This window comes from Natronorubrum daqingense (genome assembly GCF_001971705.1).
Taxonomy (GTDB): Archaea; Halobacteriota; Halobacteria; order Halobacteriales; family Natrialbaceae; genus Natronorubrum; species Natronorubrum daqingense.
Window position 1 is genome coordinate 612,504 of the sequence record NZ_CP019327.1, and the last position, 26,352, is coordinate 638,855.

Consider the following 26,352-nt stretch of genomic DNA (forward strand, 5'->3'; position numbering starts at 1 on the left):
CACAGGGGTGGGCACGATGTCTATCGCGTCCGCGTGTCGGGACAGTCATTGTCGGTTCGTTTCGTCTATCGGCGGATGACTATACCGCCGGTAAGACTGTTTCAGCAGTCGAAAGCGTATGCGCCATCAAGAGGGGGCCGACAGCACACATAGATGGTTGACACGATAGTAACCGAGAGTGGATCGAGTAACCACGGGCTACCGCCGACGAGCGGAATCCATCAGTCGATGATTGGCGAAGTGAAACCCGGAGTTAGCTAACTGCGGAGAGGCGAAGCGAGACAGCGGTTTGATCCAGTTTCGGGCCGGAGCGTGGAACGGTCTCGAGCGCTTTTGTGCGGTCTCACCTTCCCTCGAGATGGGAAGAAACATGAGCGAATCGACAACCAACGACCCGACGAGCGGAGAGGCGAGTGCGCGAGACCAAGGAGAGCCGGACGGACAGAAGTGGCTCAGCGGCATCGTGTCGGTGATCGGTCTGTGGATCGCCGTCTCGCCGACGATGTACGAGACGGCGGCATCGATCACCTGGAACAATACGCTAGTCGGTGGCGCGATCTTCTTGCTCGCGGGGTACAACTTCTATCGAATCGTCGCCGGCCATCCGACGAGTACGGGCGTCCTCTCACTCGTGACCTTACTCGCGCTGTGGACCGTCGTCGCGCCGTTCGCATTCGAGGGCCAGTTCGCGATGGCAGACCTCGGCGTCGCGAGCGAGGGACTCGTCTGGAGTAACGTCGTCTCCGGACTCATCGCGGCGGGACTCGCGGCGTACATCGCCTACGCTGCGGGTTCGGACGTTCAAACCGGAACGCCAGCCGAAACGCGTTGACGAATCGCCACGAAACCGTTACCTCGTTTTGAGGATGCTGTTCGGGACAATGGAAGTTCACTCGAGTAGTTGCGCCACTATTCGACCGTCGAAACGGCGGTGTCACGGTCAGTCGTCGTCGCCGTCATCGTCACTACCGAAGAGTCCGTCAGATCCGAACGGGCCATCGTCACCGAAGGGGCCGTCGTCGTCATCGTCGTCATCGTCGGCCTCGGTTACGTCATCGTCATCATCTGTCCCGGTTACGCCATCGTCGCTATCGTCCGCGTCATCGGAATCGTTGTCAGCCATCGTATCGTCCCCGACGGACTCGTTCGCCGGTTCGTCGTCCGATTCGTTACTCCCGAAGAGGCCATCGCCGTCGCCAAACGGCGGATCGGTCTCGTCGGTATCGTTCTCACTCGAGTCGTTGTCCGCCGTCTCGGAGTCGTCATCGTCCGCGGCATCCTCGTCGCCTCCATTTTCGGCCAGAGACTCGACGCTCGAGTCGTTCGCCGGCGAGTTCGAATCGGAGTTCGCCTCCGGTCCGAGGAAATCGGGGCCGAGTCCGGGCGTAAACACCATCGCGAGCGCGACGAACGTGAGCAAGACGACGACAGCGGTAACCAAGACTGTCGATGTGGGCGGTCTCGTGTCGTCGCCAGACCTGTGGGGATCACCTGAGCGAGCCATTCGATACTCGTCTTGTTCGGGGAGAGTGACTTTGTTAAGGTCAGCCAACTTCGAGCGGAAACGACGCTCGAGGCGGTTGCGCGAATTCCATCGGCGGTGAACATCCGAGCGAGCCGAACAATGAAATAGCCGGCACGCACACTGTTCGCCAAGAGCGCTCGCTACTATGACGAATCATTACGATCACGCGAAGGTCCAGGAGTTCTGGCAGTACGTCTGGGAACGCGACGATGTCTACAAGCTCTCTGCAGACGCCGAGGACCCGACGTACGTCCTCGGAATGTTTCCTTACACCTCCGGAACGCTCCACATGGGACACGTCCGAAACTACGCGATTACGGACGCCTACGCCCGATATCGACGAATGCGCGGCGACGACGTGCTCCACCCGATGGGCTGGGACGCGTTTGGTCTCCCCGCCGAAAACGCTGCCTTCGAGCGGAAGACCGACCCGCGCTCCTGGACCGAAGCGTGCATCCGTCGGATGCGCGAGGAACTCGAGACCATGGGCTTTGGTTACGACTGGTCTCGAGAAGTCACTACCTGCGAGCCGGAGTACTACCAGTGGAACCAGTGGCTGTTCAAGCGGTTCTACGAGGCCGGACTCGTCGAGTACGAAGCGGCCTCCGTCAACTGGTGTCCCGACTGCGAGACGGTTCTCGCCGCGGCCCAGGTGGAAGACCGCGAGGTTGAACACAGTGAAACCTCGGATGGAGCGAGCGGCAACGCCGCGAGCCGCGAGGCCGAACGAGATGGGATCTCGGACGGAGCGAACGGTGACGCCGCGAGCCGCGAAACCGAACGCGTTTGCTGGCGCTGTGAAACTCCCGTCAGCCGACGCGAACTCGACCAGTGGTTCTTCACGATTACCGACTACGCCGAAGAACTCCACGACGGACTCGAGGCCCTCGAGGGGTGGCCCGACGGCGTTCGCGAGATTCAGCGAAACTGGATCGGTCGACAGGAGGGTGCGCGAATCACGTTCGAGGTTCCACAAGCGGACGGCGGCGAGGTCGACGTCTTCAGCACCCGTCCGGAGACGGTTTTCGGGGCGACGTACCTCGCCGTATCGCCGGGTCACGAGCTAGCACGAGCGCTTGCCGAAACTGACGAGGAAGTCGCCGAGTACGTCGAGTCGGTCCGCGAGACAGATCCGAGCGACGTCGGATTCGCCGGCGTCGAAACCGACGCAACGGCGATCAACCCGTTAACCGGCGAGGAACTGCCGGTGTACGTCGCGGGGTACGTCCTCGAGGACGTCGGCACCGGGGCCGTCATGGGCGTCCCCGCGCACAACGACCGAGATCACTCCTTCGCGCGCGAACACGACCTGCCGATCGAACAGGTCGTCGTCCCGTCCACGCCGGCGGCTCACGACAGTTTCGAGAGCGGTCCCTACACCGAAGACGGAATCGTCGAGTACAACGGCGATGCCGAAGACGGCTCCGAAACGGACTACGACGGCCTCGAGAGCGATGTCGCCCGCGACCGAATCGTCGACGAACACGACGAACTCGAGGCCGACGTAACGTACCGTCTGCGCGACTGGCTGATCTCCCGCCAGCGTTACTGGGGGACGCCGATCCCGGTCGTTCACTGCGAGGACTGCGGGCACGTGCTCGTTCCCGACGAGGAGCTACCGATCGAACTTCCCGAGTTCGTGCGGACGACGGGGAACCCCCTCGAGGAACACGACACCTTCCGTGAGACGACGTGTCCGGACTGTGGTGGACCTGCCCGCCGCGAGACGGACACGATGGACACCTTCGTGGACTCCTCGTGGTACTTCCTGCGATTCCTCTCGCCCCACTTCGAGGACGCGCCGTTCGACACCGACCTCGCGGACGAGTGGCTGCCCGTCGACGTCTACGTCGGCGGCGAGGAACACGCCATTCTCCACCTGCTTTACACCCGGTTCTTCACGAAGGCGCTGGCCGATCTCGACATGCTCGAGCGTCGCGAACCCATCACGGAACTCAAGAGCCAGGGAACAGTGCTCTACGACGGCGAAAAGATGTCTAGTTCGAAGGGGAACGTCGTCGCGCCACAGGAGTACGGCGCGGAGACGACGCGGCTGTTCGTCCTCTCGGCGGCCCACCCCGAACAGGACTTCGAGTGGACGGCCAACAACGTTCGCGGGGCCTACGACCTCCAGCAGAATTTGTACGGCATGGCGGCCGCGTTCGTCGAGGAAGGCAATACGCGCGTCGAACGCGAGCCACACGACGAGTACGTCAGCCGGGAGATAGACCGAACTATCGCCGCCGTCACCGACGAGTACGACCGATTCCGGTTCCACCGGGCCGCGACGGAGATACAGGAACTGGCACGGCTCCTCCGCCGGTACAGGGCCTACGACCAACCACACGACGAGTGCTACCGACGCGGGTTGCTCGCACTCGCCGCGCTGATCGCACCGATGGCCCCCCACCTCGGCGAGGAGTGCTGGAACAAGCTCCGGGGCGACGGCCTCGTCGTCGAGGCCGACTGGCCGACGCCGGAACACGCCATCGAGAACTACCGACTCGAGCGACGCCTCGTCGACACGACGCTCGCCGACGTGCGAGACATCGTCGAGACGGCGGCCATCGACGATCCGGAGCGGATCGAACTCGTCGCGGCACAGGGGTGGAAGTACGACGCAACGCGCGCGCTCGAAGACCGCGTCGACGCCGCCGGCGCGAACGCGGATCCGACGTCGATGATCGACGCCGTCCTCGACGATGATACCGTCGCGGAACTCTCGGTCGATCGCGAGCGCGTCGCCACGTTCCTTTCAGCGCAGGCGACGCGGGGTGAGCAACGAGACGACGAGCCCTCGCTTCCAGCGACCGAGGAGCGAGCGATACTCGAGCGAAGTTCGTGGCTCGTCACCGACGAGTTCGATGCGTCCGTCGTCGTCCGTCAAGCCGAGGCGGACGACGAGTTGGCCACGCGAGCGCGACCGGGCAAGCCCGCGATTCGAATCGAGTGAGTGTGGCAGCCGAGATACTGGTCAAAACCATGTCACTACTACGTTGTCGTTGTGCTGACTTGGCGGAACGAACCGTCGCGGCCTGACCAAAGTTTGGTCTCGCCGTCCTTCGGTATCGAAGGTTTTCAGCCGGTTCCGATCAGGTTTTCGGGACGGAAGGACAGTTTTATTCCATCTGATTCGGTAGAGTGTCAGTATGACGGAGGGGGACGGCGACAGTGTTGACATGTCCTGCCAGCAGACACCGAGTCAGGCGGTAGTCGAAGCGGTCGCTGCGGCCGAAGGAGTTCCGCCTGAAGAGTTGTGTCCACCGGCCTACGAATCGTTGTACACTGTCGTCGATCCAGAAGCGCTCGACTCGCTCTTTGCATCACAACCCGACGGCATTCAACGACCGAACGGCGAAATTTCGTTTCCATTCTGCGAATACGACGTTACCATCGAGTGGAACGGCGAGATAACGCTCGAGGAGTTGTCCGACTGAGGGCCACGTCGTTGCGAACGAACGCCGTCGAGTTGTCGACGTACTCGAGGCTGCCATCGTGTTGACGTGCCTGCATCGCTCGGACTCTCGGTTCGTGGCGTGTGCCCGACGGCGAACAGCAAGACAGATACGGCGTCTGTTCAAACGTCCACTAATGGCGACTGCTTCCGCGAGACGGCGGCTTCGAGAACAGCCGATCGGTGCCACGATAGCGCTGACGATCGTCGGGTACGCGCTGGTTTTCGGGACGTTCCTCCTCGACTTGCCGATCTACCCGGATCTAACGCCCGATCAGGTCACGATGTTCACGCACGCGATTGCGGTGATCAACGCGGTGACCACGGTCTTCATCGTCGCGGGTTGGTACTGGATTCGAGTCGGCGAGGTCGAAAAACACCGAAAAGCGATGATCAGCGCGTTCGCCTTCATCGTGTTGTTCTTAGTTACGTATCTGACTCGAGTCGGCGGCGGAGACGGCGAGAAGCAGATCGTCGCACCCGCACTCGAGACGCTAGCCTACCAGATCATGCTCGGAATCCACATTATCCTCTCGATCGTCGCCGTTCCGGTCGTGCTCTACGCGCTGATTCTCGGGTTGACGCACACCCCGTCGGAACTTCGGAACACGTCCCACGCGAAAATCGGTCGCATCGCCGCGGCGTCGTGGGTGGTCAGTCTCGTCCTCGGCGTCGTCACGTACCTGCTGCTCAACCACGTCTACACCTACGAATTCGCCATCGTCGTTGCCCCGCTGATCTAATCCGGATCCGGGCGATTCGCTCGACGGCAACTCGTTTTGCATTCGCTCACACGTCCGCCAGTCCTGACGAAAACAAGAACGAGAAGCCGTTACGAAACCGAGACGCGAGGAGTACGCGATTACAGGTAACCTTCGTCGGCCAGTCGCTCGATCCCTTCCTCGAGTCGCTCCTCGCTCGCGGCGTAGGAGATTCGGGCGTAACCGGGCGTGCCGAAGGCGCTGCCGGGCACCGTCGCGACGTGAGCGTCTTCGATGGCACCCTCACACCAGGCCTGATCGTCCTCGGCTACGGGTAACATCATGTAGAACGCCCCCTCCGGCACGGCGACGTCGACGTCGTGGTCCTCGAGCAAGTCGACGACGAGTTCGCGGCGCTCGCCGAAGGCCTCGACCATCTCCGAGACCGCGTCGTCGGTGTTCTCGAGCGCCTCGATACCGGCGTGCTGGACGAAGTTGACGGCCGAGGAAACCGAGTGGCTGTGAAGCTTGCCGGCCTGGTCGATCAGTTCTTCGGGGCCGGCGAAATAGCCCAGTCGCCAGCCGGTCATCGAGTAGGCCTTCGAGAAGCCGTTGACGGTGACCGTCCGGTCGGCCATCCCCTCGAGCGTGCCCAGACTCGTTGGCTCGACGCCGTAGGTGATCTCCTTGTAAATCTCGTCGGAAATGACCGTGATGTCGTGTTCGACGGCGAGGTCGCGCACGCCCTCGAGTGCGGCGTCGGTGTAGACCGCGCCGGTCGGGTTCGACGGCGAGTTGACGATTAGGAGTTCCGTGTCGTCGGAGACGGCGTCGGCGAGGTTGTCGAGGGCCGGCTCGAGTTGGAAGTCGGTATCCGAGAGGTCGACGCGAGTCAGGTCGCCGCCGGCCATCTTGACCATCGCCTCGTAGGAGACCCACGCGGGGTCGAGCACGGCGACTTCGTCGCCCTCGCCGATCAGGGCCTGAATGATTTCGTAGAGCGCTTGTTTCGCGCCCGGCGTGACGATGATCTCGTCGGTCGTGTGCTCGAGGCCGTCGTCGGCGAGTTTGTCGACGATCGCCTCGCGGAGGTCGACGATGCCGGCGGAGGTGGTGTAGCCGGTGTGGCCGGCATCCATCGCGTCTTGGCCGGCGTCGACGATGTTCTGGGGCGTCGGGAAGTCGGGTTCGCCGACGGAGAGGTCGACGACGTCCGCGCCGTCGTTCTCGAGTTCGGTCGCGAGCGCGGAGATGGCGAGGGTTGCGGACGGTTCGACTCGGGTCAGGCGGTCGGTAAATTCCATGGTCATTGTTCTGCGTCGGGATCTGGGAGTGCTTCGACGAGGTCGAGCGCGCCGTCGACGGCCTTCGCGGCGTTCTCGACGCGTTCGCGTGATTCGGCGGCGGACATGCCCGGTCCCGTCACGCCGAGGGTGACGGGCGTATCACGCTCGAGGCCCACGTCGGCGAGACGCTGTGCGGCCGCGTCGGTGATAACCTGATCGTGGTCAGTGTCGCCAGTGATGACCGTCCCAATGACGGCCACGGCGTCGACGGCCTCGAGACGGGCGAGGCGATCCGCCGCGAGTGGCGCATCGTACACGCCCGGAACGGTGACTGTGTCGTACACCTCGGCACCCGCCGACTGGGCGGCCTCGAGGGCGTCGTTCTCCATCTGCTCGGTGATCGGACGGTTGAACTCCGCGACCACCAATCCGAGCGTGGTCATACGCGAGCGGTGGAGAGGGCGGGTAAAAGAGGTACCGTTCTCGAGTGAGGTGATGGCAAAATTCGGGTGCCGAACCAACAAGGATGACGAGACTACGAGGGGTGGCGTGGCTGGAGGACAACGGCTTCGTGTGACCCGCGGCGTCGACCGATCACGTCTGTAACGTGAGAGTGACACTGGCGTTTTTCGGTATCACGCTAATTCTATCGCCCTTGCTATCAGATACCAGTCGGGTAGGTTCATGACCGTCCGTGTCGTACCATGACATGGGTTTCCCACTCTCGTGAGCGGCGAGTCGGTCGGGCGCAAGGAGTAGTCGAACGGCGGGTGAGAATCCACAGGAGGGTCCCAATGGTATCGACAGAAATTCAGGAAGAAATCGAGGCGTATCTCGGAACGGTTCCAAGCTGGATCGAATCACTTCCGGAACCGGCCGCAGATCACAGTTGGAAACTCGTGCGCGACCTCCAGTTGGAGGAGACTGAGCTATCGGCACGCGAGAAGGCACTCGTCGGCCTCGGCGCGGCGAGTGCGACCCAGTGTCCGTACTGCGTACACTTCCACCGAGCGGAGGCCTCGCTCGAGGACGTAACGGACGAGGAACTCCAAGAGGCAGTCAACATCGCGGGTGAAGTCCGGTACTTCTCGTCGGTCTTACACGGATCGGAGATCGAGTACGATGCGTTCGTCAGCGAGACGGCGGAGATGGTCGAACACATCGAAACGCAACAGGCCGCGATGTCGGGGAGCGACTGAGCCTCTGGCTCTGCGGGCTGTATTTTTTGAGAATCCTTAAGCGCAGTCACCGTAAACCGCCGTGCAATGACCACGCTCGAGACGCCGGGACCGACAGTCGGCGTCGTCGGAGGGGGACAACTCGGACGGATGCTCGGCGAAGCGGCTGCACCGCTTGGCATCGAGGTGATCGTACTCGATCCGACGCCGGAGTGTCCGGCTGCACCCGTCGTCAGCGACCAGCTCGTCGCCGGGTTCGACGACGAGGAAGCCATCCGTGACCTCGCTTCACGCGTGGACGTACTCACGTTCGAAATCGAACTCGCCGACCAGGACGTTCTCGAGCGCGTCGAGGCGGAGACGGGCACGCCGGTTCACCCGAAACCCGCGACGCTCCGGACGATTCACGACAAACTCGTCCAGAAGCGCGAACTCGAGGACGCTGGAATCCCCGTTCCACCGTTCCGGGAAGTCGAGGACGCCGCTGACATCCGGGAAGCGATCGACGACTACGGCGCGCCGGTGATGCTCAAGGCCCGAACGGGCGGCTACGACGGCCGCGGCAACGTCCCCGTCGAGTCGAAAGACGAGGCTGCGGAGGCCCTCGAGTCCGTCGCCGGCCCCGCGATGGTCGAGGCGTTCGTCGAGTTCGAGCGCGAAGTGTCCGTCATCGCGGTGAAGGGTGAGGACGACGTCGCAACCTTCCCACTCGGGGAGAACGTACACGTCGACGAGGTGCTCCGAGAAACGATCGTTCCCGCGCGCTCGAGCGCGGACGCGACCGAACGCGCATACGAAGTCGCGCGGGACGTCCTCGAAGTGATGGACGGCCGCGGCGTCTACGGCATCGAACTGTTCGAGACGAGCGAGTCGGCGCGCGCTGACGGTGACTCGGGTGAGAACCGAGCGGGCGGCGGCGAAATTTTGCTCAACGAGATCGCACCGCGCCCGCACAATTCGGGCCACTGGACGATCGAAGGGACCCATCACTCCCAGTTCGAACAACACCTCCGCGCGGTGTTGGGGTGGCCCCTCGGTGAAACCCAACTTCGCTCGCCGACCGTACTCACGAACCTGCTGGCCGACGTCGAAGACGAACGGACGGCGCAACTGCGCGATATTGATTCGGTGCTCGAGACGCCCGACGCGCACCTCCACTGGTACGGCAAGGAGCAAGCCCGTCCGCTCCGGAAGATGGGGCACGTGACGGTGTCGGGTCGCGAGGAAGACGCCGACATCGAGGCCTTGCTCGAGACCGCGCGCGACCTCGAGGACGGACTCACGTTCCGACCCGAGTGACGAATCGCGCGACGTTTACCACCGTTTGAAGTCACCCGCCCGACGACTCTCGAGTATGAGCGACAGCGTGAGCGACCTGATCGATCGGTTACACCGCGAGGCCGGACAGGACCTCCCGGACGAGGAGACACCCGACGTCGGCATCGTCATGGGAAGCGACTCGGATCTCACGGTCATGTCCACCGGCGGCGACCGCCGCGGGGCGTACGACGCCTTCGTCGACGAACTCGGCTTCGTCGAACAGACCGACTACGACGAGCCACCCGAGGAACGGTTCACGTTCGAGACGTCCGTCACCTCCGCCCACCGAACTCCCGACCTGATGGCGGCCTACGCGGAGACGGCCGAAGATCGCGGCCTCGAGGTGCTCATCGCCGGTGCGGGCGGCAAGTCGGCAGACCTGCCGAACATGACCGCGTCGATCGCCTATCCGCTGCCGGTGATCGGCGTCCCGGTCCAGGAGAAGTCGGTCGATAGCGTCATCGGGATGCCGACCGGTGCCCCACTCGTCGCCGTCGACGCGGGCAAATCGTTCAACGCTGCCCTCTCGGCCGCCCAGATTCTCGCGCGACAACACGACGAGGTTCGCGAGCGCCTCGTCTCCTACCACGACGACCTGCGAGCGGGTGTCGGGGACGTCTCTCGAGAACTTCACGACGAGGGAACCGTCTCCTTCTCGAATAAGTGAGTGGATGAGTGGATAAACCGGTCAGTAAGTGGGAGAGTACGCGAGTAACCACGGTTGCGGATCGGGCGACTCGAATCGGAAGTAAGTGCTCGACCGTCGCGGCGAATTGTAGTGCAGCCGAATCGATCATTCGTCCGATTGTTACTGATGGGATCGCGTTCTTCTCACCGTCGAACCCGCCGCAGTCCCGTGGTTTCTTCGCCGTCGTGATCTTCGTCCGACGGTTCGTTCGATCTTGAAACGTGAATATATTGTATAAGGGGATAAGTCAATTTCGCGTCAGATCGCAGAAGTCGGGGATGTAGCCCGTCTGCGGCCCCTAAACGAACAATCAACCCTTATATGCGTGCGGTCTGAATCTCCGAACGTTATCGAGATGAACGATTGGATCGCTATCGGGGCACTGGCGCTCGTGGGGCTGTTGATACCATTTGGCATGATGGTGGTCTCAGCACTCCTGCGACCGTCGGTTCCCGAAACGAGTAAGCGTGCCACCTACGAGAGTGGCGAGATTCCCACCGGCGGAACGCGCATTCGCTTTAACATCCAGTACTACATGGTTGCGCTACTGTTCGTGGTCTTCGATATCGAGACCGTTCTCTTGTTCCCCTGGGCGGTCGTCTACCAGGATGCGCTGGCCGCGCCGGAGTACGGGCTTCTCGAGGCGCTGGGTCCGATGTTGCTGTTCGTCGCTATCCTCCTCGTCGGACTCGCGTGGGCGTGGCGCACCGGTGCGGTACAGTGGGCACAGACACCTCGTCAGGCAGCGTCTGAGAGTGACCGACAATGAGTAGTAACAATCCACGGCAATCGATCTACGACAGTACCGACCCGTCGACGGATACCCGCGACTCGCGGATCGGTGAGGGTCCCGACAACCGGTTCAACTCGAAACTTCGAGAGGCTTTCGGCGCGTCGCCGTTCATCCTCACGAAGTTCGACCAGTTCATGAACTGGGTCCGCGGAAACTCGATGTTCATGCTGCAGTTCGGGATCGCCTGTTGCAGCATCGAGATGATCCACACGTACGCGATCAGACACGACATCGATCGCTACGGTGCCGGTGTGCCACGCGCCTCGCCGCGCCAGGCCGACGTGATGATCGTTCCCGGAACGATCGTCTCGAAGTTCGGCCCGCGCATGAAGCGCGTCTACGACCAGATGCCCGAGCCAAAGTTCGTCGTCGGCATGGGCTCGTGTACGATCTCCGGCGGCCCGTTCCAAGAAGGGTACAACGTCGTCAAGGGTGCCGAGGAGATCATCCCCGTCGACATCCACGTTCCCGGCTGCCCGCCACGACCCGAAGCGCTGATCTACGGGGTGTTGAAGCTTCAAGAACGAATTCAAAACGGCGAATCCTCGCCGGTCGTCGTCAAACCCTACGAACTCGAGCAATTCGGCGACTTGCCGAAGGACGAACTCGTCCAGAAACTCGCAAACGACATCGACGAGGAGGACCTCGTCATGCGCTACAACTGGGCTGATTCGCCATGAGCACGGGACTCGAGCGACAGTCGTCGGTCGAAGTGACGGAATCGGACCTCGAGGCAGTAATCGGTGATCGCGCGCTCGCGCGTGACGACCACCTGAACGCACCGGGATTCGTCATTCGTCCGAACGACGTCGAGGACGTGCTGACGGACCTACGTGACCAAGCGGGCTTCGACCACTGTTCGTGTCTGACCGCACAGCAGTACGAAGATCGCTACGAGTCGATCTATCACCTGAAGAAGTACGCCGATCCAACGCAGGAAGTCTCGATCGTCGTGCCGACGCCGACGGACGACCCCGTCAGCGAGTCGGCCGCGTCGGTCTACCGGACGGCAGATTGGCACGAACGGGAAGCGTTCGACCTCGTGGGAATCGACTACGAGGGCCACCCCGACCCCCGACGAATCTTGCTGCCTGAAACTTGGCAGGGACACCCACTCTCCAAGGGATACAATCAGGAGAAGCCACAGGTGGTAACGCTCGCCGAACACGAGAACCCGATTCAGCCGGATCATCACGAGGCCGAATCGGACACGATGTTCCTGAACATCGGGCCACACCACCCGGCGACACACGGCGTGTTACACGTCAAAGCGGTGCTCGACGGCGAAACGATCGTCGACATCGACCCCGACATCGGCTACCTTCATCGCTGTGAGGAGCAGATGTGCCAGCAGGGAACCTACCGCCACCAGATCATGCCCTATCCGGACCGCTGGGACTACGTCTCCGCGGGGCTGTTGAACGAGTGGGCGTACGCGCGCGCAGCGGAGGATCTGGCGGACATCGAAGTGCCCGAGTACGCACAGATCATCCGCACGATGGGTGCCGAGTTGTGTCGGATCGCGTCACACATGCTCGCGCTCGGAACCTTCTGTCTCGACGTCTACGGCGACTTCAACGCCGTCTTCCAGTACGCCTTCCGCGACCGAGAAGTCGTCCAGGATATTCTGGAGGACCTCACCGGTCAACGGCTGATGTTCAACTACTTCCGTCTGGGCGGCGTCGCCTGGGACCTCCCCGAACCTCGCGAGGAGTTCATCGAGAAGACGCGGGACTTCCTCGACGAACTGCCCGCGAAAATCGACGAGTACAACGACCTCGTCACCGGAAACGAAATCTTCCAGATTCGCTGCAACGACACGGGCATCTTAGAGCCCAGCGTGGCCAAAGACTACGGCTGTACCGGCCCCGTCGCCCGGGGATCGGGCATCGACTACGACCTCCGACGCGACGACCCCTACGGCTACTACCCCGAACTGGACTGGGACGTCGTCACCAAGGACGGCTGTGACAACTACAGCCGCGTCCTCGTGCGCATGCAGGAAGTCGAGGAGTCCGCGAAGATCATCGAGCAGTGTCTCGATTTGCTCGAGGAGTGGCCGGAAGACGACCGGGAGGTACAGGCGAACGTCCCGCGAACGTTGAAACCCGACGCGGACACGGAAGTCTATCGCGCCGTCGAAGGGGCGAAGGGGGAACTCGGGATCTACATCCGATCGGACGGGACGGACAAGCCTGGCCGGTTCAAGATCCGCAGTCCGTGTTTCCACAACCTCTCGGCGCTCGGCGAGATGACCGAAGGGGAGTACATCCCCGATCTGATCGCCTCGCTCGGTAGTCTCGACATCGTTCTCGGCGAGGTGGACCGGTAAGGATGGTAGCCGAACTCACCACCGCGCCGCTCCAGAACGACGAACCGGTCTTGCTCCCCGAGCGAATCGGGGACTTGACGGGACTCGATGGACTCGGCGTCGGCGGGGAACTCCTCGCCGCGTTCATCGCCGCGTTCATCATCGGCAACCTGATGCTCGCGATGACGGGCGTCGCCGGCCCGTGGGCGAAACGAAAGATCACGGCCGCGTTCACGGATCGAATCGCGGTCACGCACCTCGGCCCGGCAGGGCTGTTCATCATCGTGGCAGACGCCGTGCGACTGCTCTCGAAGGAGCTGATTATTCCAGAGAACGCCGATCGACCGGCCTACGACCTCGCGCCGATCGTCGTCGCCTCCTCTGCGCTCCTTGGATTTGCCGTGATTCCGATGGGCAGTGGCATTCACCTCGCCGACCCCGAAGTCGGACTGGCGTTCGTCTTCGCCGTCGCCGGCATCGCGAGTATCGGACTCGTGATGGCCGGCTACGCGTCGGCGAACAAGTACTCGATGCTCGGCGGACTGCGCGCGGTCGCACAGAACGTCGCCTACGAGATCCCGCTGGTCGTCACCGGGATGTCGGTCGTCATCTTCGCCGGCTCGTTGCAGATGAGTACCATCGTCGATGCACAGGCCCAGACGCTGGTCGATCTCGGTGCCGTTTCGATTCCGGCGTGGTACGCACTGGTCAATCCGTTCGCGTTCGTCCTGTTCTTGCTGGCGAACTTCGCGGAAGTTGGCCGAAACCCATTCGACACGCCAGAGGCACCGACCGAGATCGTCGCCGGCTACCAGACCGAGTACTCCTCCGTGTACTTCGTGTTGATCTACCTCGGAGAGTTCCTCCACATCTTCCTCGGCGGCGCGATCATCGCAACGATCTTCCTCGGCGGGCCAGCCGGACCGGTACTACCGGGAATCGTCTGGTTCCTCATCAAAATCTGGGCGGTGTTCTTCCTCACCCAGTGGCTCCGTTCTGCGGTGCCACGCGTCAGGATCGACCAGCTAATCGAGATCGGGTGGAAGGGACTGCTCGTCCTCTCGTTTGCGAATCTCATACTCACTGCAGTCATTGTGGGGCTGATAGCATGATCGGACTACTCAAATCCATGGCCACGACGATGAAACACGCACTGGACGGCTCGACGTTCACCGTCGAGTACCCCGACACCGCACCCGACGTCTCCCCGCGATTCCGAGGCGTCCACAAGTTCAGTCAGGAACGGTGTATCTGGTGTCGTCAGTGTGAGAACGTCTGTCCGAACGACACCATCCAGATCGTCATGGACGACCAACGAAACGGCGAACAGTACAACCTCCACATCGGACAGTGCATCTACTGTCGACTCTGCGAGGAGGTCTGTCCCGTCGACGCGATCTTGCTCACCCAGAACTTCGAGTTCACGGGTGATACCAAGGACGATCTGGTTTACAACAAAGAACAGCTCAAAGCCGTACCGTGGTACAAGGATATCGACCCACTCGAGTCGCGCGAGCCCGACCGAGGCGCGTGGATCGGTGAGGGAGAGGGGGACGTCGATTACCAGTAACAATGATGGAAACGATTGCGTTTGTGGTGTTTGCGTTCGTGACGCTCGCCAGCGCGCTCGGCGTTGTCCTCCTCGAGGACCCTTGGCACGCGGCGCTCATGCTCGGCGTTGCCCTGATGAGTATCGCGATTCACTTCGTGATGTTGGCGGCGGAGTTCGTCGCCATGATGCAGGTGCTCGTCTACGTCGGCGGGGTGCTCGTGCTCATCACGTTCGCCGTGATGCTCACCCAGCGTGAGACGGGAGCGTCCGAAGAGGTGGTACAGCCATGACGACCGGACCGAAACTCAAACTCGGGAAGACGCTCGTCCCCGGGCTTCTCGCCGTCGCGCTGTTCGCGTTGATGGCGCTGGTCGTCCTCAACACGCCGTTCGACTCGATGGCCGACGGCGGCTTCGAGGCGGAGTCGATCACCGCCGCCATCGGCTACTCACTGTTCAATTTCGACGCGCTTCAGCAATCCGACGGCGTGCCCGGAACCGAGCCGTTCCTCGCCGCGTTCTTGTTGATCGCGGTCGCACTCGACGCCGCACTCGACGCCTCGCTCGTCCTCGCAAAGCGCGAGGAAGACGGTGAACCGGTGTCGGCGCTCGGGAGCATCGGTCCGAGCGATGCAGCCCCCGGAACCGGCTCCGGGGACTCGAGTGGTTTTAGCCACCCCGGGCCGGCGGCAACCGACGGTGGAACGGGTGGCGCTGACGGGACGACGGACGACGTCGCCACCGATGACGGTGACGACGGTGTCGCTGCTGGTCCCGACGCGGATGCGGATGACGACGACGCGTCGTCGGGAGGTGAAGACCGATGACGGTTGGCGTCGAGTACTACGTTTTGCTGTCGATGGCCCTGTTTTGCATCGGGCTTGTCGGCGTGTTGACGCGTCGAAACGCACTGATGTTCCTGATGTCCGTCGAACTCATGTTGAACGCGGCGAACATCAACCTGATCGCCTTCGCGTTCTACCACGGCAACCTGACGGGACAGGTGTTTGCCCTGTTCACGATGGGACTGGCCGCCGCGGAGGTGGCCGTCGGGCTCGGGATCATCCTGGTGTTGTACCGAAACTTCCGTGACGTCGACGTCACGGTTCCAACGACGATGAGGTGGTAAGATGGAAGGGGCATTCTCCTACGCGCCGGCGATAGCGGCGTTCCCGCTCGTGGCCTTCGTGGTCGCGCTCGTCTTCGGCAAGTGGTTGCCGAAGAAGGGGGCGATTCCGGGCATCGCAGCGACCGCAGCGTCACTGCTGTTCTCGCTGTGGATGCTCGCGGTGGTCGCGAGCGGCGAAGTGTACAACGAGACGCTCTACGAGTGGACAAGCGGTGAAGCCGCAAGCGAGGTCGGTGCCGATGGAATCGAGTTCTCCTTCGGTATCCTGATCGATCCGCTGGCGGCGCTCATGCTGGTTATCGTTTCGCTCGTGGCGTTTCTCGTCCACGTGTTCAGCCTCGGCTACATGAACGCCGAAGGCGAGACCGGACTCCCGCGCTACTACGCCAGTCTCGGCCTGTTTACGTTCAGCATGCTCGCGTTCGTCTACTCGGACAACCTGCTGATGGCGTTCATGTTCTTCGAGCTCGTGGGCCTGTGTTCGTACCTGCTGATCGGCTTCTGGTTCCGCACGAAATCGGCCCCCTCGGCCGCGAAGAAGGCGTTCCTCGTCACTCGTTTCGGGGACTACTTCTTCCTGATCGGGGTCGTCGCCATCGCTGCAACGTTCGGCACGGTCGGCTTCGCCGGCGACGACTCGTTCGTCACGGCCGCGGAAACGGCGATCAACGACGGCGAGACGCTCTTCGGGTTCGGCGCTGAGACCTGGGTGACGATCACCGGGTTACTCGTTCTCGGCGGCGTGCTGGGCAAGTCGGCTCAGTTCCCGCTTCACACGTGGCTTCCGGACGCGATGGAAGGGCCGACCACCGTCTCCGCGCTGATTCACGCGGCGACGATGGTCGCAGCAGGTGTCTACCTCGTCGCCCGGATGTTCGGCTACTACGCGCTCTCGCCTACCGCGCTCGCGATTATCGCGTTCGTCGGCGGGTTCACCGCGCTCTTCGCCGCGACGATGGGCGTCGTCAAAGACGACATCAAACAGGTGCTGGCGTACTCGACGATCAGCCAGTACGGCTACATGATGCTGGGACTCGGCGTCGGCGGCTACGTCGCCGGGGTCTTCCACCTGATGAACCACGCCTTCTTCAAGGCGCTCCTGTTCCTCGGGGCCGGTGCCGTCATCATCCTCATGCACCACGAACAGGACATGTGGAAGATGGGCGGACTGAAGGACAAAGCGCCCGTCACCTACTACACGTTCCTCGCGGGCGCGCTCGCGCTCGCCGGGATCATCCCGTTCTCGGGCTTCTGGTCCAAAGACGAGATCCTCTACGACGCCATGATCGTCGGCCTCGAGGAGCCGATCATCCTCGCGGCGTACGCGATGGGACTCGCTGCGGTCTTCTTCACCGGCTTCTACACCTTCCGGATGGTCTTCTTGACCTTCCACGGTGAGCCACGTTCGGAAGCGGCAGAAGACCCACATCCGGTAGGCTGGAGCGTCAAGGTTCCCCTCATCACGCTCGGCGTGCTCGCGCTCGTCGCGGGTGCCGCAAACCTCGCGCCGGTCGCCAAAATCGTCGGCGTGGACATCACGTTCTTAGAGCACTGGCTCGACGGCGAGTATGGTGCGATCGACGCGCTCACCTACAGCGCGTACAGTGAGATGATCGCCTTCGAGAGCGGTGTCATCGGCTCCGAGCAGGTGACGGTGCTCGTCGCTGCCGGCCTGTCATTACTCCTTGCATTCTCCGGGGCTGGACTCGCCTGGAAGCTCTACAACGTCCCCGAACCGGTCGCTCACAAGGAACGACTGGGAAGCGCTCGCAAGATCGTCGAGGACAACTACTACCAAGACGAGTTCCAGGTCTGGCTCGCTCGAGGCGTCACGCTGCCACTCGCTCGAGTCGCGAACCGATTCGACCAGACCGTCATCGACGGCACGGTTAACGGCGTCTCGAGCGTCAGTCTGTTCGGCAGCAACTGGGTGAAACGCATACAGACCGGCCTCGTGACGAACTACGCGGCGTTGATCGTCGCGGGCGTCGTCGCCTTACTGGCCGTTCTCGGCGTCTACGGAGGGTGGTTCTGATGATGATCGAAGCACTAATCGCGGTCGCACTGGTCGGCGCACTCCTCACGTTCATCGCGCCGAATCGCGTGGCGGGCAAACTGGCGTTCGCTATCAGCCTGATTCCCGTCGCCCTCAGCCTCTGGATGTTCGCGACGTTCGACGGCAGCGGCAACGCGTTGATCGACGGCACGCTCGCCTTCGAATCCCACCTCGAGTGGATCCAACTCGGCGAGTACTCCATCTCGTGGTTCGTCGGCGTCGACGGCATTAGCCTGCCACTCGTCGTGTTGACCACGATACTCTGTTCGCTCGCGATCATGAGTTCCTGGACGCCGATCGACGAGCGCGAGTCCCAGTTCTACGGACTCGTGCTCTTCATCGAGGCGAACCTGATCGGCGTCTTCACCGCGCTCGATTTCTTCCTCTGGTTCATCTTCTGGGAGGCCGTCCTCATCCCGATGTACCTGCTGATCGGCGTCTGGGGCGGCCCGCGCCGGAAGTACGCGGCGATCAAGTTCTTCGTCTACACGAACGTCGCCTCGCTCGTGATGTTCGGCGCGTTCATCGCGCTCGTCTTCGGCCTCGGCGACGTCACGAGCTTTGCCCTGCCGGAGATCGCGACGGCGATGGTCGAGGGCGGCCCCGACGGCCTCTTCGGCCTCGAGGGATCGACGCTCGCCGCGGTCGTGTTCATCGCGATGTTCCTCGGTTTCGCGGTGAAGGTGCCGGTCGTGCCGTTCCACACGTGGCTGCCGGACGCTCACGTGCAGGCACCGACGCCCGCGTCGGTGTTACTGGCGGGCGTCCTCCTGAAGATGGGGACCTACGCCCTGCTCCGGTTCAACTTCACGATGTTCCCCGAGCAGGTCGAGACCTACGCGGTTCCGATCGCCGCAATTGCGGTCATCAGCGTCATCTACGGCGCGATGCTCGCGCTCGCACAGACCGACCTGAAACGGATCGTGGCGTACTCCTCGGTGTCGTCGATGGGCTACGTGATCCTCGGTCTGATCGCGTTCACCCACTTCGGCGTCGGCGGCGCGACGTTCCAGATGGTCTCACACGGCCTCATCTCGGGGCTGATGTTCATGGCCGTCGGCGTGATCTACAACGCGACCCACACCCGCCTCGTCACCGACATGTCCGGCGTCGCCGACCGGATGCCCATCGCCGTCGGCATCCTCGTCGCCGGCGCGTTCGGCTACATGGGACTGCCGCTGATGAGCGGGTTCTTCGGCGAGTTCACGATCTTCTTCGGGGCCTTTGGCTCCGAGGCGCTCGCGTACTCGCAGGTGTTCACGGCGCTTGCGATGTTCGGCATCGTCATCGTCGCCGGCTACCTGCTCTTTGCACTCCAGCGCGCCGTCTTCGGCCCCTACGAACTCGAGACCGACTACGACGTGACTCGCGCCCCGCTACACGACGTCGCACCGATGTTCGTGTTGCTCGGATTGATCATCCTGTTGGGCGTCGCACCGGACCTGATCTTCGAGATGATAACCGATGCCGTCGATCCGATTCTCGAGAACGGAGGTGACAGCTAATGGAACCGTTACAACTTCCCGAGTGGGCTGCACTCGCACCGGCCTTGCTCCTCGTGGGCACGGCGCTGGTGTTGTTCGTCTTCGATAGCATCTCGCCCCACTCCACGAACCGATCACTGATCGCCGCCACCGCTGCCGGCGGCTCGCTCGCATCGCTCGCCGTCGCCGCGTGGTTCACCGTCGCCGGCGTCGGCACGCCGACCGCAGCCGGCGGTCTCGGCGAGATCGATCCGATCCACGGCTTCGTCGTCGACCAGCTCGCGCTGTTCTTCATGATCATCGTCGCGATCGTGACAGCGCTGGTCGTCGTCGCAAGCTACGACTATCTGGTCGACCACGCCTACCAGGCCGAGTACTACTCGCTGATCATCCTTGCCGCGTCGGGGATGTCGCTGCTCGCGGCCGCAGACAGCCTCGTGACGATCTTCATCGCGCTCGAGCTGGCGAGTCTGCCGTCGTACGCGCTCGTGGCGATCCTCAAGGATAATCGCGGCAGCGTCGAAGCCGGGCTGAAGTACTTCCTGATCGGCGCACTGTCGTCGGCGATCTTCGTCTACGGCATCTCACTGGTCTACGGCGCGACGGGCTACCTCGAGTTGTCCGCGATCGCGAACGTCATCCTCGAGGGCGAGGCGGCCGACTACGGCGGGTTGCTCGGACTCGGCATCCTGCTGTTGATCGGTGGCTTCGCGTTCAAGACGGCGAGCGTGCCGTTCCACTTCTGGGCACCGGAAGCCTACGAAGGCGCACCCGCACCCGTCAGCGCCTTCCTCTCGTCGGCGTCGAAAGCGGCCGGCTTCGTCGTGCTCTTTCGGGTGTTCACGGAAGCGTTCCCGCTCGGTGAGGAGATGCGCGTCGCGATCGGCTTCGATTGGACGATCGCGTTCATCATCCTCGCCATCGTCACGATGACGCTCGGGAACTTCGCCGCGGCGACCCAGAACAACGTCAAGCGCATGCTCGCGTACTCCTCGATCGGCCACGCCGGCTACGCGCTGATCGGCCTCGCGGGACTCACCGTCGACGGCGGCGAACTCGTCATGGGCGCGGCGATGATGCACTTGCTCGTCTACGGCTTCATGAACACCGGCGCGTTCCTGTTCGTCGCGCTGGCCGAACACTGGGGCGTCGGGCGGACCTTCGAGGACTACAACGGCCTCTCCGCGCGGGCACCCGTGGCCTGCGGGGCGATGGCCGTCTTCATGTTCAGCCTCGCGGGCATCCCGCCGTTTGGCGGCTTCTTCAGCAAGTTCTTCCTGTTCATGGGCTCGCTCGAGGCAGCCGCAACGAACACGGCGATGCTCGCGGTGGCCGCCGCGCTCGTCGTCAACAGCGCGCTCTCGCTGTTCTACTACTCGCGACTGGTCAAGGCGCTCTGGATCGAAGAGCCCGCGACAACGCGTGACCGACTCGCGAAGCCGACGGGACTCTACGCGGCAATCGTCGTCGCCGCGGTGATGACGGTCGTCATCCTCCCCGGCTTCGGCCCGGTCGTCGACGCCGCACTCGAGGCGGCGACGGCGCTGCTGAACTGAACCCGGTAGCTTTTCCCCATCGGAATTGCAAAGCGCGGTATATGGTTTTCCGGCTCGTGCTCGGGTGTACGACGGTCGGCCGCCAGGTGGTCGAGCAGATACCCGAGCGCACCGGTGACGACAGCGACCGACTCCACGTCGTCACCGAGAACGAAAGCGTCGTGGAAGCGCTTCGCGACGAAAGCATTCCCGCTCGAGCGGGCGATCCGACCGACCCGTCGATGATCGCCAACATCGAGCGGCCGGACGTCATCTTCATCGGGAGCGACCGCACCGACGTCAACCGCGTCGCCCTCGAGCGAGCGCGCGATCGATTCCCGATGGCGTCGATCGTCGCCTACCTCGGCGGGAACGCGACGGAATCCGACCGGCGGGTGTTCGAGAACCTGGCGGATCACGTCGCCGATGCGACGGACGCGATGGTTTCACACATCATCGACGGCGTCGCCCGACCGTCGGCCGGGGCCGCGATCGGTCTCCGAAAGCACCTGACGGCGATCGACGGTCGCCTGGGTGTCTTTATGCACGACAATCCGGATCCGGACGCCATCGCGAGCGCCGTCACGCTCGTCGACATCGCCGCCGAGGTCGGTGTCGACGCCGACGCCTGCTACTTCGGCGATATCTCCCACCAGGAGAATCGAGCGATGGTCAACTTACTCGACCTCGATTTGCGAAACCTCTCGCCCGACGATTCACTCGAGGAGTACGAGGCCTTCGCACTGGTCGATCACTCCCGGCCCGGCGTCAACGACCAACTCCCCGAGGACCTCCACGTCGATATCGTCATCGACCATCACCCGCCCCGCGGGCCGGTCCCCGGCGAGTTCGTCGACCTTCGAGAACAGGCCGGTGCGACGAGTACCGTCATGACGGATTACCTCACTCGCTTTCGCCTCGAGCCCCGGGAGTCGACGGCGACGGCGCTGCTCTATGGCATTCGAATCGATACGAACGATTTCAGCCGGGAGGTCTCACCGGCCGATTTCGAAGCCGCGTCGATCCTCTGGCCACACGTCGACGTCTCGCTCCTCGAGCAGATCGAACAGCCGACGATCGAGGGGGAGATTTTAGAGACCATCGCGCGGGCCATCAAGAATCGCATTCAACACGACTCGGTCGCCGTCGCGAGCGTCGGCCAGATCAACAACCGCGATGCCTTGCCACAGGCTGCCGATCAGTTGTTGGCGATGAACGGGATCGAGTCGACGCTCGTCTTCGGCTTCAAAGACGAGATGGCGTTTCTCTCCGCGCGCTCGCGGGGGAGCGATGTCGACCTCGGCGAAACGCTTCGAGACGCCTTCGAACGAATCGGCAGCGCCGGTGGACACGCCGGGATGGCCGGTGCCCAACTCGAGGTCGGCATTCTCGCCAGCGCCGATGACGAAGACGAGGTCGAATCGATCGTGAGCGTCGTCGAAGAGGTGATCACGAACCGATTCCTCGAAGCGATCGACACGCAACCAGGGTCCTCAGTTGGCGCGTACTCCCAAACGAGTCAGTGGCTGTTCGATATCGAAGAGGGCGAAACCGAGGGGCCACCGACGGCCGACGACGGAAAGCAACGGGGCGAAGAGTCCCAGTGACACCGGGACGGGCGACCACTCCGCATCGAACCCGATTGGCTCAGGAGACGGACTCGATCGAGTGAGAGCGACGGGAAGACACGCTTTTGCGCGCGGAGACCGTGGAACCTGCTATGGAGGTCGCGTCGGACGGAACGAAGCCCCAGGTCAACGAGTACATGACGCGCGATGTCGTGACCGTCACCCCCGATGAAACCGTCGGTGACGTCGCGGAGCGAATCGCTGGCAGCGACGAGCACAGCGGTTTCCCCGTCTGTGAACGACGACGCGTCGAAGGATTCGTCAGCGCTCGAGACCTGTTACTGGCCGACGACGACGAACCGATTTTCAAGGTGATGACGACGGACCTGCTGGTCGCACACCCGGATATGAAAGTAACCGACGCCGCCCGCGTCATCCTCCGTTCGGGAATCCAGAAACTTCCCGTCGTCGACGACGCGGGCAACCTCGTCGGGATCATCTCGAACGCCGACGTGATCCGTAGCCAAATCGAACGCGCGACGCCCGAGAAGGTCGGGAAGTTGATGCGGACGCTCGAACAGATCCACAACACGAACTTAACGCAAGAACGCCGAACGGTCTCGCTAGCGGAACTCACGCCGACGCAGGGGCGTGTCTACGCAGACGAACTCGAGGGACGGCGCTACGAACTCGAACGCGGCCTCGCAGAGCCGTTAGTTGTCATCGACAACGATGGGACCTTGTTGCTCGCAGACGGCCATCACCGGGTACTTGCCTCGGACCGCCTCGGCATCGACGAGATGGACGCCTACGTCATCGTCGTCGATCACGAAATCGAACTCGGCATGGCCGAGACGGCCGAAAAAGAAGAACTCGAGGAAATCGACGATATCGACATCGTCGACTATGCGCGTCACCCGCTCGTCCAGACGACGAAACGTCTCCAATCTCGCTAGCATAGTCGTCGCGGAATGCTATTTCGCAAACCGATGACGAGTCTCGTCCCAACCTGTCGGCTCCCGAATCCTTACGTCGGTCGGTGGCAAATATTACGAGCATGTACGACGACGAGGACCTCGAGGCGATTCGAGAGTCTGGCGAGAAGTGGGAGACTGACACGCTCGACCCGGTCCTCGAGCGTCACGGTGAACGACAGGAAGACTTCGCGACCGTCTCGAATATCGACGTGGACCGTCTGTACACGCCCGAGGATGTCGCCGACCTCGACTACCTCGAGGACCTGGGCTTTCCGGGCGAGGAACCCTACACTCGCGGCCCCTACCCGACGATGTACCGCGGGCGCACGTGGACGATGCGTCAATTCGCCGGTTTCGGGACCGCAGAAGAGACCAACGAGCGATTTCACTACCTGATCGACGAGGGACAGACCGGACTCTCGGTCGCGTTCGACATGCCGACGCTCATGGGACTCGACTCGGACGACCGCATGAGCGAGGGCGAGATCGGCAAAGAGGGCGTCGCGGTCGATACGCTGCGGGATATGGAGATCCTCTTCGACGGTATCGACCTCGAGGAGATCTCGACTTCGTTTACGATCAACCCCTCCGCGCCGGTGATCTACGCGATGTACGTCGCGATGGCGGACCAGCAGGGAGTTCCCCGCGAGAACATCCGCGGCACCCTCCAGAACGACATGTTCAAGGAGTTCATCGCCCAGAAGGAGTGGGTCGTTCCACCGGAGCCGTCCCTCGACCTCGTGACGGACGTCCTCGAGTTCAGCACCGAAGAGACGCCGCAATTCCACCCCATTTCGGTCTCCGGGTACCACATCCGTGAGGCGGGCTCCACGGCCGTGCAAGAACTCGCCTTCACGCTCGCCGACGGCTTCGCGTACGTCGAGGACGCGATGGAGAGAGGGCTCGCCGTCGACGAGTTCGCACCGCGCCTGTCCTTTTTCTTCAACTGCCACAACTCCTTTTTCGAGGAAATCGCCAAGTACCGGGCTGCCAGGCGGATCTACGCCCGCGTGATGGACGAGTGGTACGACGCGCAGCGAGACGAATCGAAGCGCCTGAAGTTCCACACGCAGACCGCGGGCCAATCGCTGACGGCCCAACAACCGATGAACAACGTCGTTCGAGTGACGATTCAGGCGCTCGCGGGCGTCCTCGGCGGGACGCAGTCCCTGCACACGAACAGTTTCGACGAGGCCCTCGCCCTCCCCTCCGAGGATGCGGTCCGAGTCGCACTCCGCACCCAGCAGATCATCGCCGAGGAGTCGGGTGCCGCAGACATCGTCGATCCGATGGGCGGCAGTTTCGCGGTCGAGGCCCTCACCGACGAAACCGAAGAGCGAACGATGCGCTACTTGACGGAGATCCGCGAGATGGGTGAAGGTTCCATGCGCGACGGCGTCCTGAAGGGAATCGACGACGGCTACTTCCTCCGCGAGATTCAGGACGCCTCCTACGAGTACCAAGAACGCGTCGAGCGCGGCGAGGAGGTCGTCGTCGGCGTCAACGAGTTCACCCTCGAGGAAGACACCAGCCCCGAAACGCTCAAGATCGACGAGACGACGGCCGAACGCCAACTCGAGCGCCTCGAGCAGGTCAAAGCCCAGCGAGACGACGCGGCCGTCGAGGACGCACTCGAGGAACTCCAACGAACGATCGACCGCGGTGAAAACACCATTCCGGTGCTCGTCGAGGCCGTGAAAGCGTACGCAACGGTGGGCGAGATCATGCAGGTTTTCGAGGACGAACACGGCGCGTACAGCGAGGAGATCGGACTCGCGTAAGCTCCTCGCCACCAGATTCGCTACAAGACGAGCGTCGAAAGGAGGCCGACGAGTCCCGCCACCGAGAAGCCGAGCCCCGGAACGAGGAGTAAGCCGCCGAAGAGGACGTACATGGTGCCGGTTCGTCGCTTGGCTGCGAGCACGTCGAAGTAACCCGCGTTCGAGATTTCGAACCAGCCAGCTTCAGCTTCATCGGCACTGACGGTGACGACGGGGCCGGAACCGACGGTCCCTGCGGACTCATCGTAACCGACGGTACCGACAGAGTCACTCGAGTCGGTGACGCGGCCACCGAGCACGGAGACGTCGTCGCCGGGCCCGAGGCGTCGTTCGCGGTACTGCCGGACGATTCCGTCGGGCTGGTCGCTCGCTTCGTGACCGTCGTGGACACCGGAGGTTCCGGAGTCGCCCCCGCCGAAATCGCCGGACCGAAGGAGATCCTCATCCTCGAGTCGGCGTCTCGCTGGCGCGGAAAGTGTTTCTTCGTCGACCCACGACGGCGTTGGTGTCGTCGGTGTCTCGGGGTCCTCGATGGGCTGTCCGTCAGAGAGCGAGAGGGTGGCGTTCGCCGGATCCACCGAGACCGCGTCGTACTCGTCTTCGACGACGAATCGCGTTCGGCCCGTCGCCTGTCCGTCTCGCTGACGGACGACGTCGGCGGCGGTGTGTTCGCTTGCTGCGCGCTCGCCGCCGCCACTCGCTTCGACCACCGACCGAGCGTCGACGGCGTACGCCACACACGAGTCGCCGGAAAGCGGTGCCTCGAGCGTTCCGTCTTCGCCCGCCCGTACGATCCCATCTACCCTGATCGGGTCCGTGGTCGTGGTGAGTTCACCCACTGGCGTCGGGCCGTTCTCGCGAATCGTTCGAACCGTCCGAACCCGTCGCATTCCGGTCCGCACGATAGTGATGCTACCGGTAACGATACCAACCCCCACCATGGCGACGGCACTGACGACGAGAACGTCTGCGAACGACATACCGGCCGGTTTCCGGCGAGCGCGCATAATTCCCC

25 protein-coding genes are annotated in these 26,352 nt (G+C 62.8%); 21 read left to right on the top strand and 4 right to left on the bottom strand.

Annotated elements, in window-relative coordinates; genetic code table 11:
- Nucleotides 1-370 precede the first annotated feature (370 nt).
- Nucleotides 371-832 (top strand): SPW repeat domain-containing protein, encoded by a 462-nt coding sequence (locus BB347_RS02955; protein WP_076578555.1) that lies wholly within the window; start codon nucleotides 371-373, stop codon nucleotides 830-832.
- A gap of 108 nt (nucleotides 833-940) precedes the next feature.
- On the opposite strand, the gene BB347_RS02960 is transcribed toward BB347_RS02955, so the two are convergent.
- Entirely contained in the window at nucleotides 941-1,504 is a 564-nt protein-coding gene (locus BB347_RS02960) for a hypothetical protein (protein WP_139326953.1), read from the bottom strand.
- Nucleotides 1,505-1,670: 166 nt separating this feature from the next.
- Between BB347_RS02960 and BB347_RS02965 the strand changes: the two genes are divergently transcribed.
- The 3 genes from BB347_RS02965 (at nucleotide 1,671) to BB347_RS02975 (ending at nucleotide 5,722) form a co-directional block, all read left to right on the top strand.
- Nucleotides 1,671-4,478, top strand: a complete 2,808-nt coding sequence (locus tag BB347_RS02965; protein WP_076578553.1) for a leucine--tRNA ligase — start codon at nucleotides 1,671-1,673, stop codon at nucleotides 4,476-4,478.
- 196 nt (nucleotides 4,479-4,674) lie between these two features.
- Complete coding sequence (locus tag BB347_RS02970; RefSeq protein ID WP_076578550.1) at nucleotides 4,675-4,962, top strand: HalOD1 output domain-containing protein; 288 nt, start codon at nucleotides 4,675-4,677, stop codon at nucleotides 4,960-4,962.
- Nucleotides 4,963-5,116: 154 nt separating this feature from the next.
- Nucleotides 5,117-5,722 (top strand): DUF420 domain-containing protein, encoded by a 606-nt coding sequence (locus BB347_RS02975; protein ID WP_076578547.1) that lies wholly within the window; start codon nucleotides 5,117-5,119, stop codon nucleotides 5,720-5,722.
- Between the two features lie 119 nt (nucleotides 5,723-5,841).
- Here the strand turns inward: BB347_RS02975 and BB347_RS02980 are convergent, their stop codons facing one another.
- Both BB347_RS02980 and ribH read right to left on the bottom strand, forming a co-directional pair.
- Nucleotides 5,842-6,990: a pyridoxal phosphate-dependent aminotransferase gene (locus BB347_RS02980; protein WP_076578544.1), complete on the bottom strand. Its 1,149-nt coding sequence runs from the start codon at nucleotides 6,988-6,990 to the stop codon at nucleotides 5,842-5,844.
- Nucleotides 6,987-7,409, bottom strand: a complete 423-nt coding sequence (ribH, locus tag BB347_RS02985; protein WP_076578542.1) for a 6,7-dimethyl-8-ribityllumazine synthase — start codon at nucleotides 7,407-7,409, stop codon at nucleotides 6,987-6,989. Before ribH ends, BB347_RS02980 begins: the two co-directional genes overlap by 4 nt.
- Nucleotides 7,410-7,760: 351 nt before the next feature.
- Between ribH and BB347_RS02990 the strand changes: the two genes are divergently transcribed.
- The 17 genes from BB347_RS02990 (at nucleotide 7,761) to BB347_RS03070 (ending at nucleotide 25,337) form a co-directional block, all read left to right on the top strand.
- On the top strand, nucleotides 7,761-8,165 hold the full coding sequence (locus BB347_RS02990) for a carboxymuconolactone decarboxylase family protein (protein ID WP_076578539.1): 405 nt from the start codon (nucleotides 7,761-7,763) through the stop codon (nucleotides 8,163-8,165).
- A gap of 66 nt (nucleotides 8,166-8,231) precedes the next feature.
- Nucleotides 8,232-9,443, top strand: coding sequence for a 5-(carboxyamino)imidazole ribonucleotide synthase (locus BB347_RS02995; RefSeq protein ID WP_076578536.1), 1,212 nt, complete (start codon nucleotides 8,232-8,234; stop codon nucleotides 9,441-9,443).
- Between the two features lie 55 nt (nucleotides 9,444-9,498).
- Complete coding sequence (locus BB347_RS03000) at nucleotides 9,499-10,131, top strand: AIR carboxylase family protein (RefSeq protein WP_076578534.1); 633 nt, start codon at nucleotides 9,499-9,501, stop codon at nucleotides 10,129-10,131.
- Between the two features lie 376 nt (nucleotides 10,132-10,507).
- Nucleotides 10,508-10,921 carry an NADH-quinone oxidoreductase subunit A gene (locus BB347_RS03005; RefSeq protein WP_076578528.1) on the top strand — a complete coding sequence of 138 codons (414 nt, stop codon included), beginning with the start codon at nucleotides 10,508-10,510 and terminating at the stop codon, nucleotides 10,919-10,921.
- The gene (locus BB347_RS03010; RefSeq protein WP_076578526.1) at nucleotides 10,918-11,625 is read left to right on the top strand and encodes an NADH-quinone oxidoreductase subunit B; all 708 of its coding nucleotides are present in this window, start codon (nucleotides 10,918-10,920) and stop codon (nucleotides 11,623-11,625) included. The genes BB347_RS03005 and BB347_RS03010 overlap by 4 nt, the downstream gene beginning before the upstream one ends.
- On the top strand, nucleotides 11,622-13,277 hold the full coding sequence (locus BB347_RS03015; protein WP_076578524.1) for an NADH-quinone oxidoreductase subunit D: 1,656 nt from the start codon (nucleotides 11,622-11,624) through the stop codon (nucleotides 13,275-13,277). The genes BB347_RS03010 and BB347_RS03015 overlap by 4 nt, the downstream gene beginning before the upstream one ends.
- A gap of 2 nt (nucleotides 13,278-13,279) precedes the next feature.
- Entirely contained in the window at nucleotides 13,280-14,368 is a 1,089-nt protein-coding gene (locus BB347_RS03020) for a complex I subunit 1/NuoH family protein (RefSeq protein WP_076578522.1), read from the top strand.
- A complete protein-coding gene (locus tag BB347_RS03025; protein ID WP_076578520.1) occupies nucleotides 14,365-14,826 on the top strand; it encodes a NuoI/complex I 23 kDa subunit family protein in 462 nt (153 codons plus the stop codon). Before BB347_RS03020 ends, BB347_RS03025 begins: the two co-directional genes overlap by 4 nt.
- Nucleotides 14,827-14,828: 2 nt before the next feature.
- The gene (locus BB347_RS03030) at nucleotides 14,829-15,098 is read left to right on the top strand and encodes an NADH-quinone oxidoreductase subunit J (RefSeq protein ID WP_076578518.1); all 270 of its coding nucleotides are present in this window, start codon (nucleotides 14,829-14,831) and stop codon (nucleotides 15,096-15,098) included.
- On the top strand, nucleotides 15,095-15,634 hold the full coding sequence (locus BB347_RS03035; RefSeq protein ID WP_076578516.1) for a hypothetical protein: 540 nt from the start codon (nucleotides 15,095-15,097) through the stop codon (nucleotides 15,632-15,634). Before BB347_RS03030 ends, BB347_RS03035 begins: the two co-directional genes overlap by 4 nt.
- Nucleotides 15,631-15,936: an NADH-quinone oxidoreductase subunit NuoK gene (gene nuoK, locus BB347_RS03040; protein WP_076578514.1), complete on the top strand. Its 306-nt coding sequence runs from the start codon at nucleotides 15,631-15,633 to the stop codon at nucleotides 15,934-15,936. Before BB347_RS03035 ends, nuoK begins: the two co-directional genes overlap by 4 nt.
- A gap of 1 nt (nucleotide 15,937) precedes the next feature.
- Nucleotides 15,938-17,971 carry an NADH-quinone oxidoreductase subunit L gene (gene nuoL / locus BB347_RS03045; RefSeq protein ID WP_076578512.1) on the top strand — a complete coding sequence of 678 codons (2,034 nt, stop codon included), beginning with the start codon at nucleotides 15,938-15,940 and terminating at the stop codon, nucleotides 17,969-17,971.
- Complete coding sequence (locus BB347_RS03050) at nucleotides 17,971-19,497, top strand: complex I subunit 4 family protein (protein WP_076578510.1); 1,527 nt, start codon at nucleotides 17,971-17,973, stop codon at nucleotides 19,495-19,497. The genes nuoL and BB347_RS03050 overlap by 1 nt, the downstream gene beginning before the upstream one ends.
- A complete protein-coding gene (locus BB347_RS03055) occupies nucleotides 19,497-21,032 on the top strand; it encodes an NADH-quinone oxidoreductase subunit N (RefSeq protein ID WP_076578509.1) in 1,536 nt (511 codons plus the stop codon). Before BB347_RS03050 ends, BB347_RS03055 begins: the two co-directional genes overlap by 1 nt.
- A gap of 41 nt (nucleotides 21,033-21,073) precedes the next feature.
- On the top strand, nucleotides 21,074-22,618 hold the full coding sequence (locus tag BB347_RS03060) for a DHH family phosphoesterase (RefSeq protein ID WP_076578507.1): 1,545 nt from the start codon (nucleotides 21,074-21,076) through the stop codon (nucleotides 22,616-22,618).
- 113 nt (nucleotides 22,619-22,731) lie between these two features.
- Complete coding sequence (locus tag BB347_RS03065) at nucleotides 22,732-23,535, top strand: CBS domain-containing protein (RefSeq protein ID WP_076578505.1); 804 nt, start codon at nucleotides 22,732-22,734, stop codon at nucleotides 23,533-23,535.
- Between the two features lie 101 nt (nucleotides 23,536-23,636).
- Nucleotides 23,637-25,337 (top strand): acyl-CoA mutase large subunit family protein, encoded by a 1,701-nt coding sequence (locus tag BB347_RS03070; protein ID WP_076578503.1) that lies wholly within the window; start codon nucleotides 23,637-23,639, stop codon nucleotides 25,335-25,337.
- A 20-nt stretch (nucleotides 25,338-25,357) separates the two neighbouring features.
- Here the strand turns inward: BB347_RS03070 and BB347_RS03075 are convergent, their stop codons facing one another.
- The gene (locus BB347_RS03075) at nucleotides 25,358-26,317 is read right to left on the bottom strand and encodes a hypothetical protein (RefSeq protein ID WP_076578500.1); all 960 of its coding nucleotides are present in this window, start codon (nucleotides 26,315-26,317) and stop codon (nucleotides 25,358-25,360) included.
- Nucleotides 26,318-26,352 lie beyond the last annotated feature (35 nt).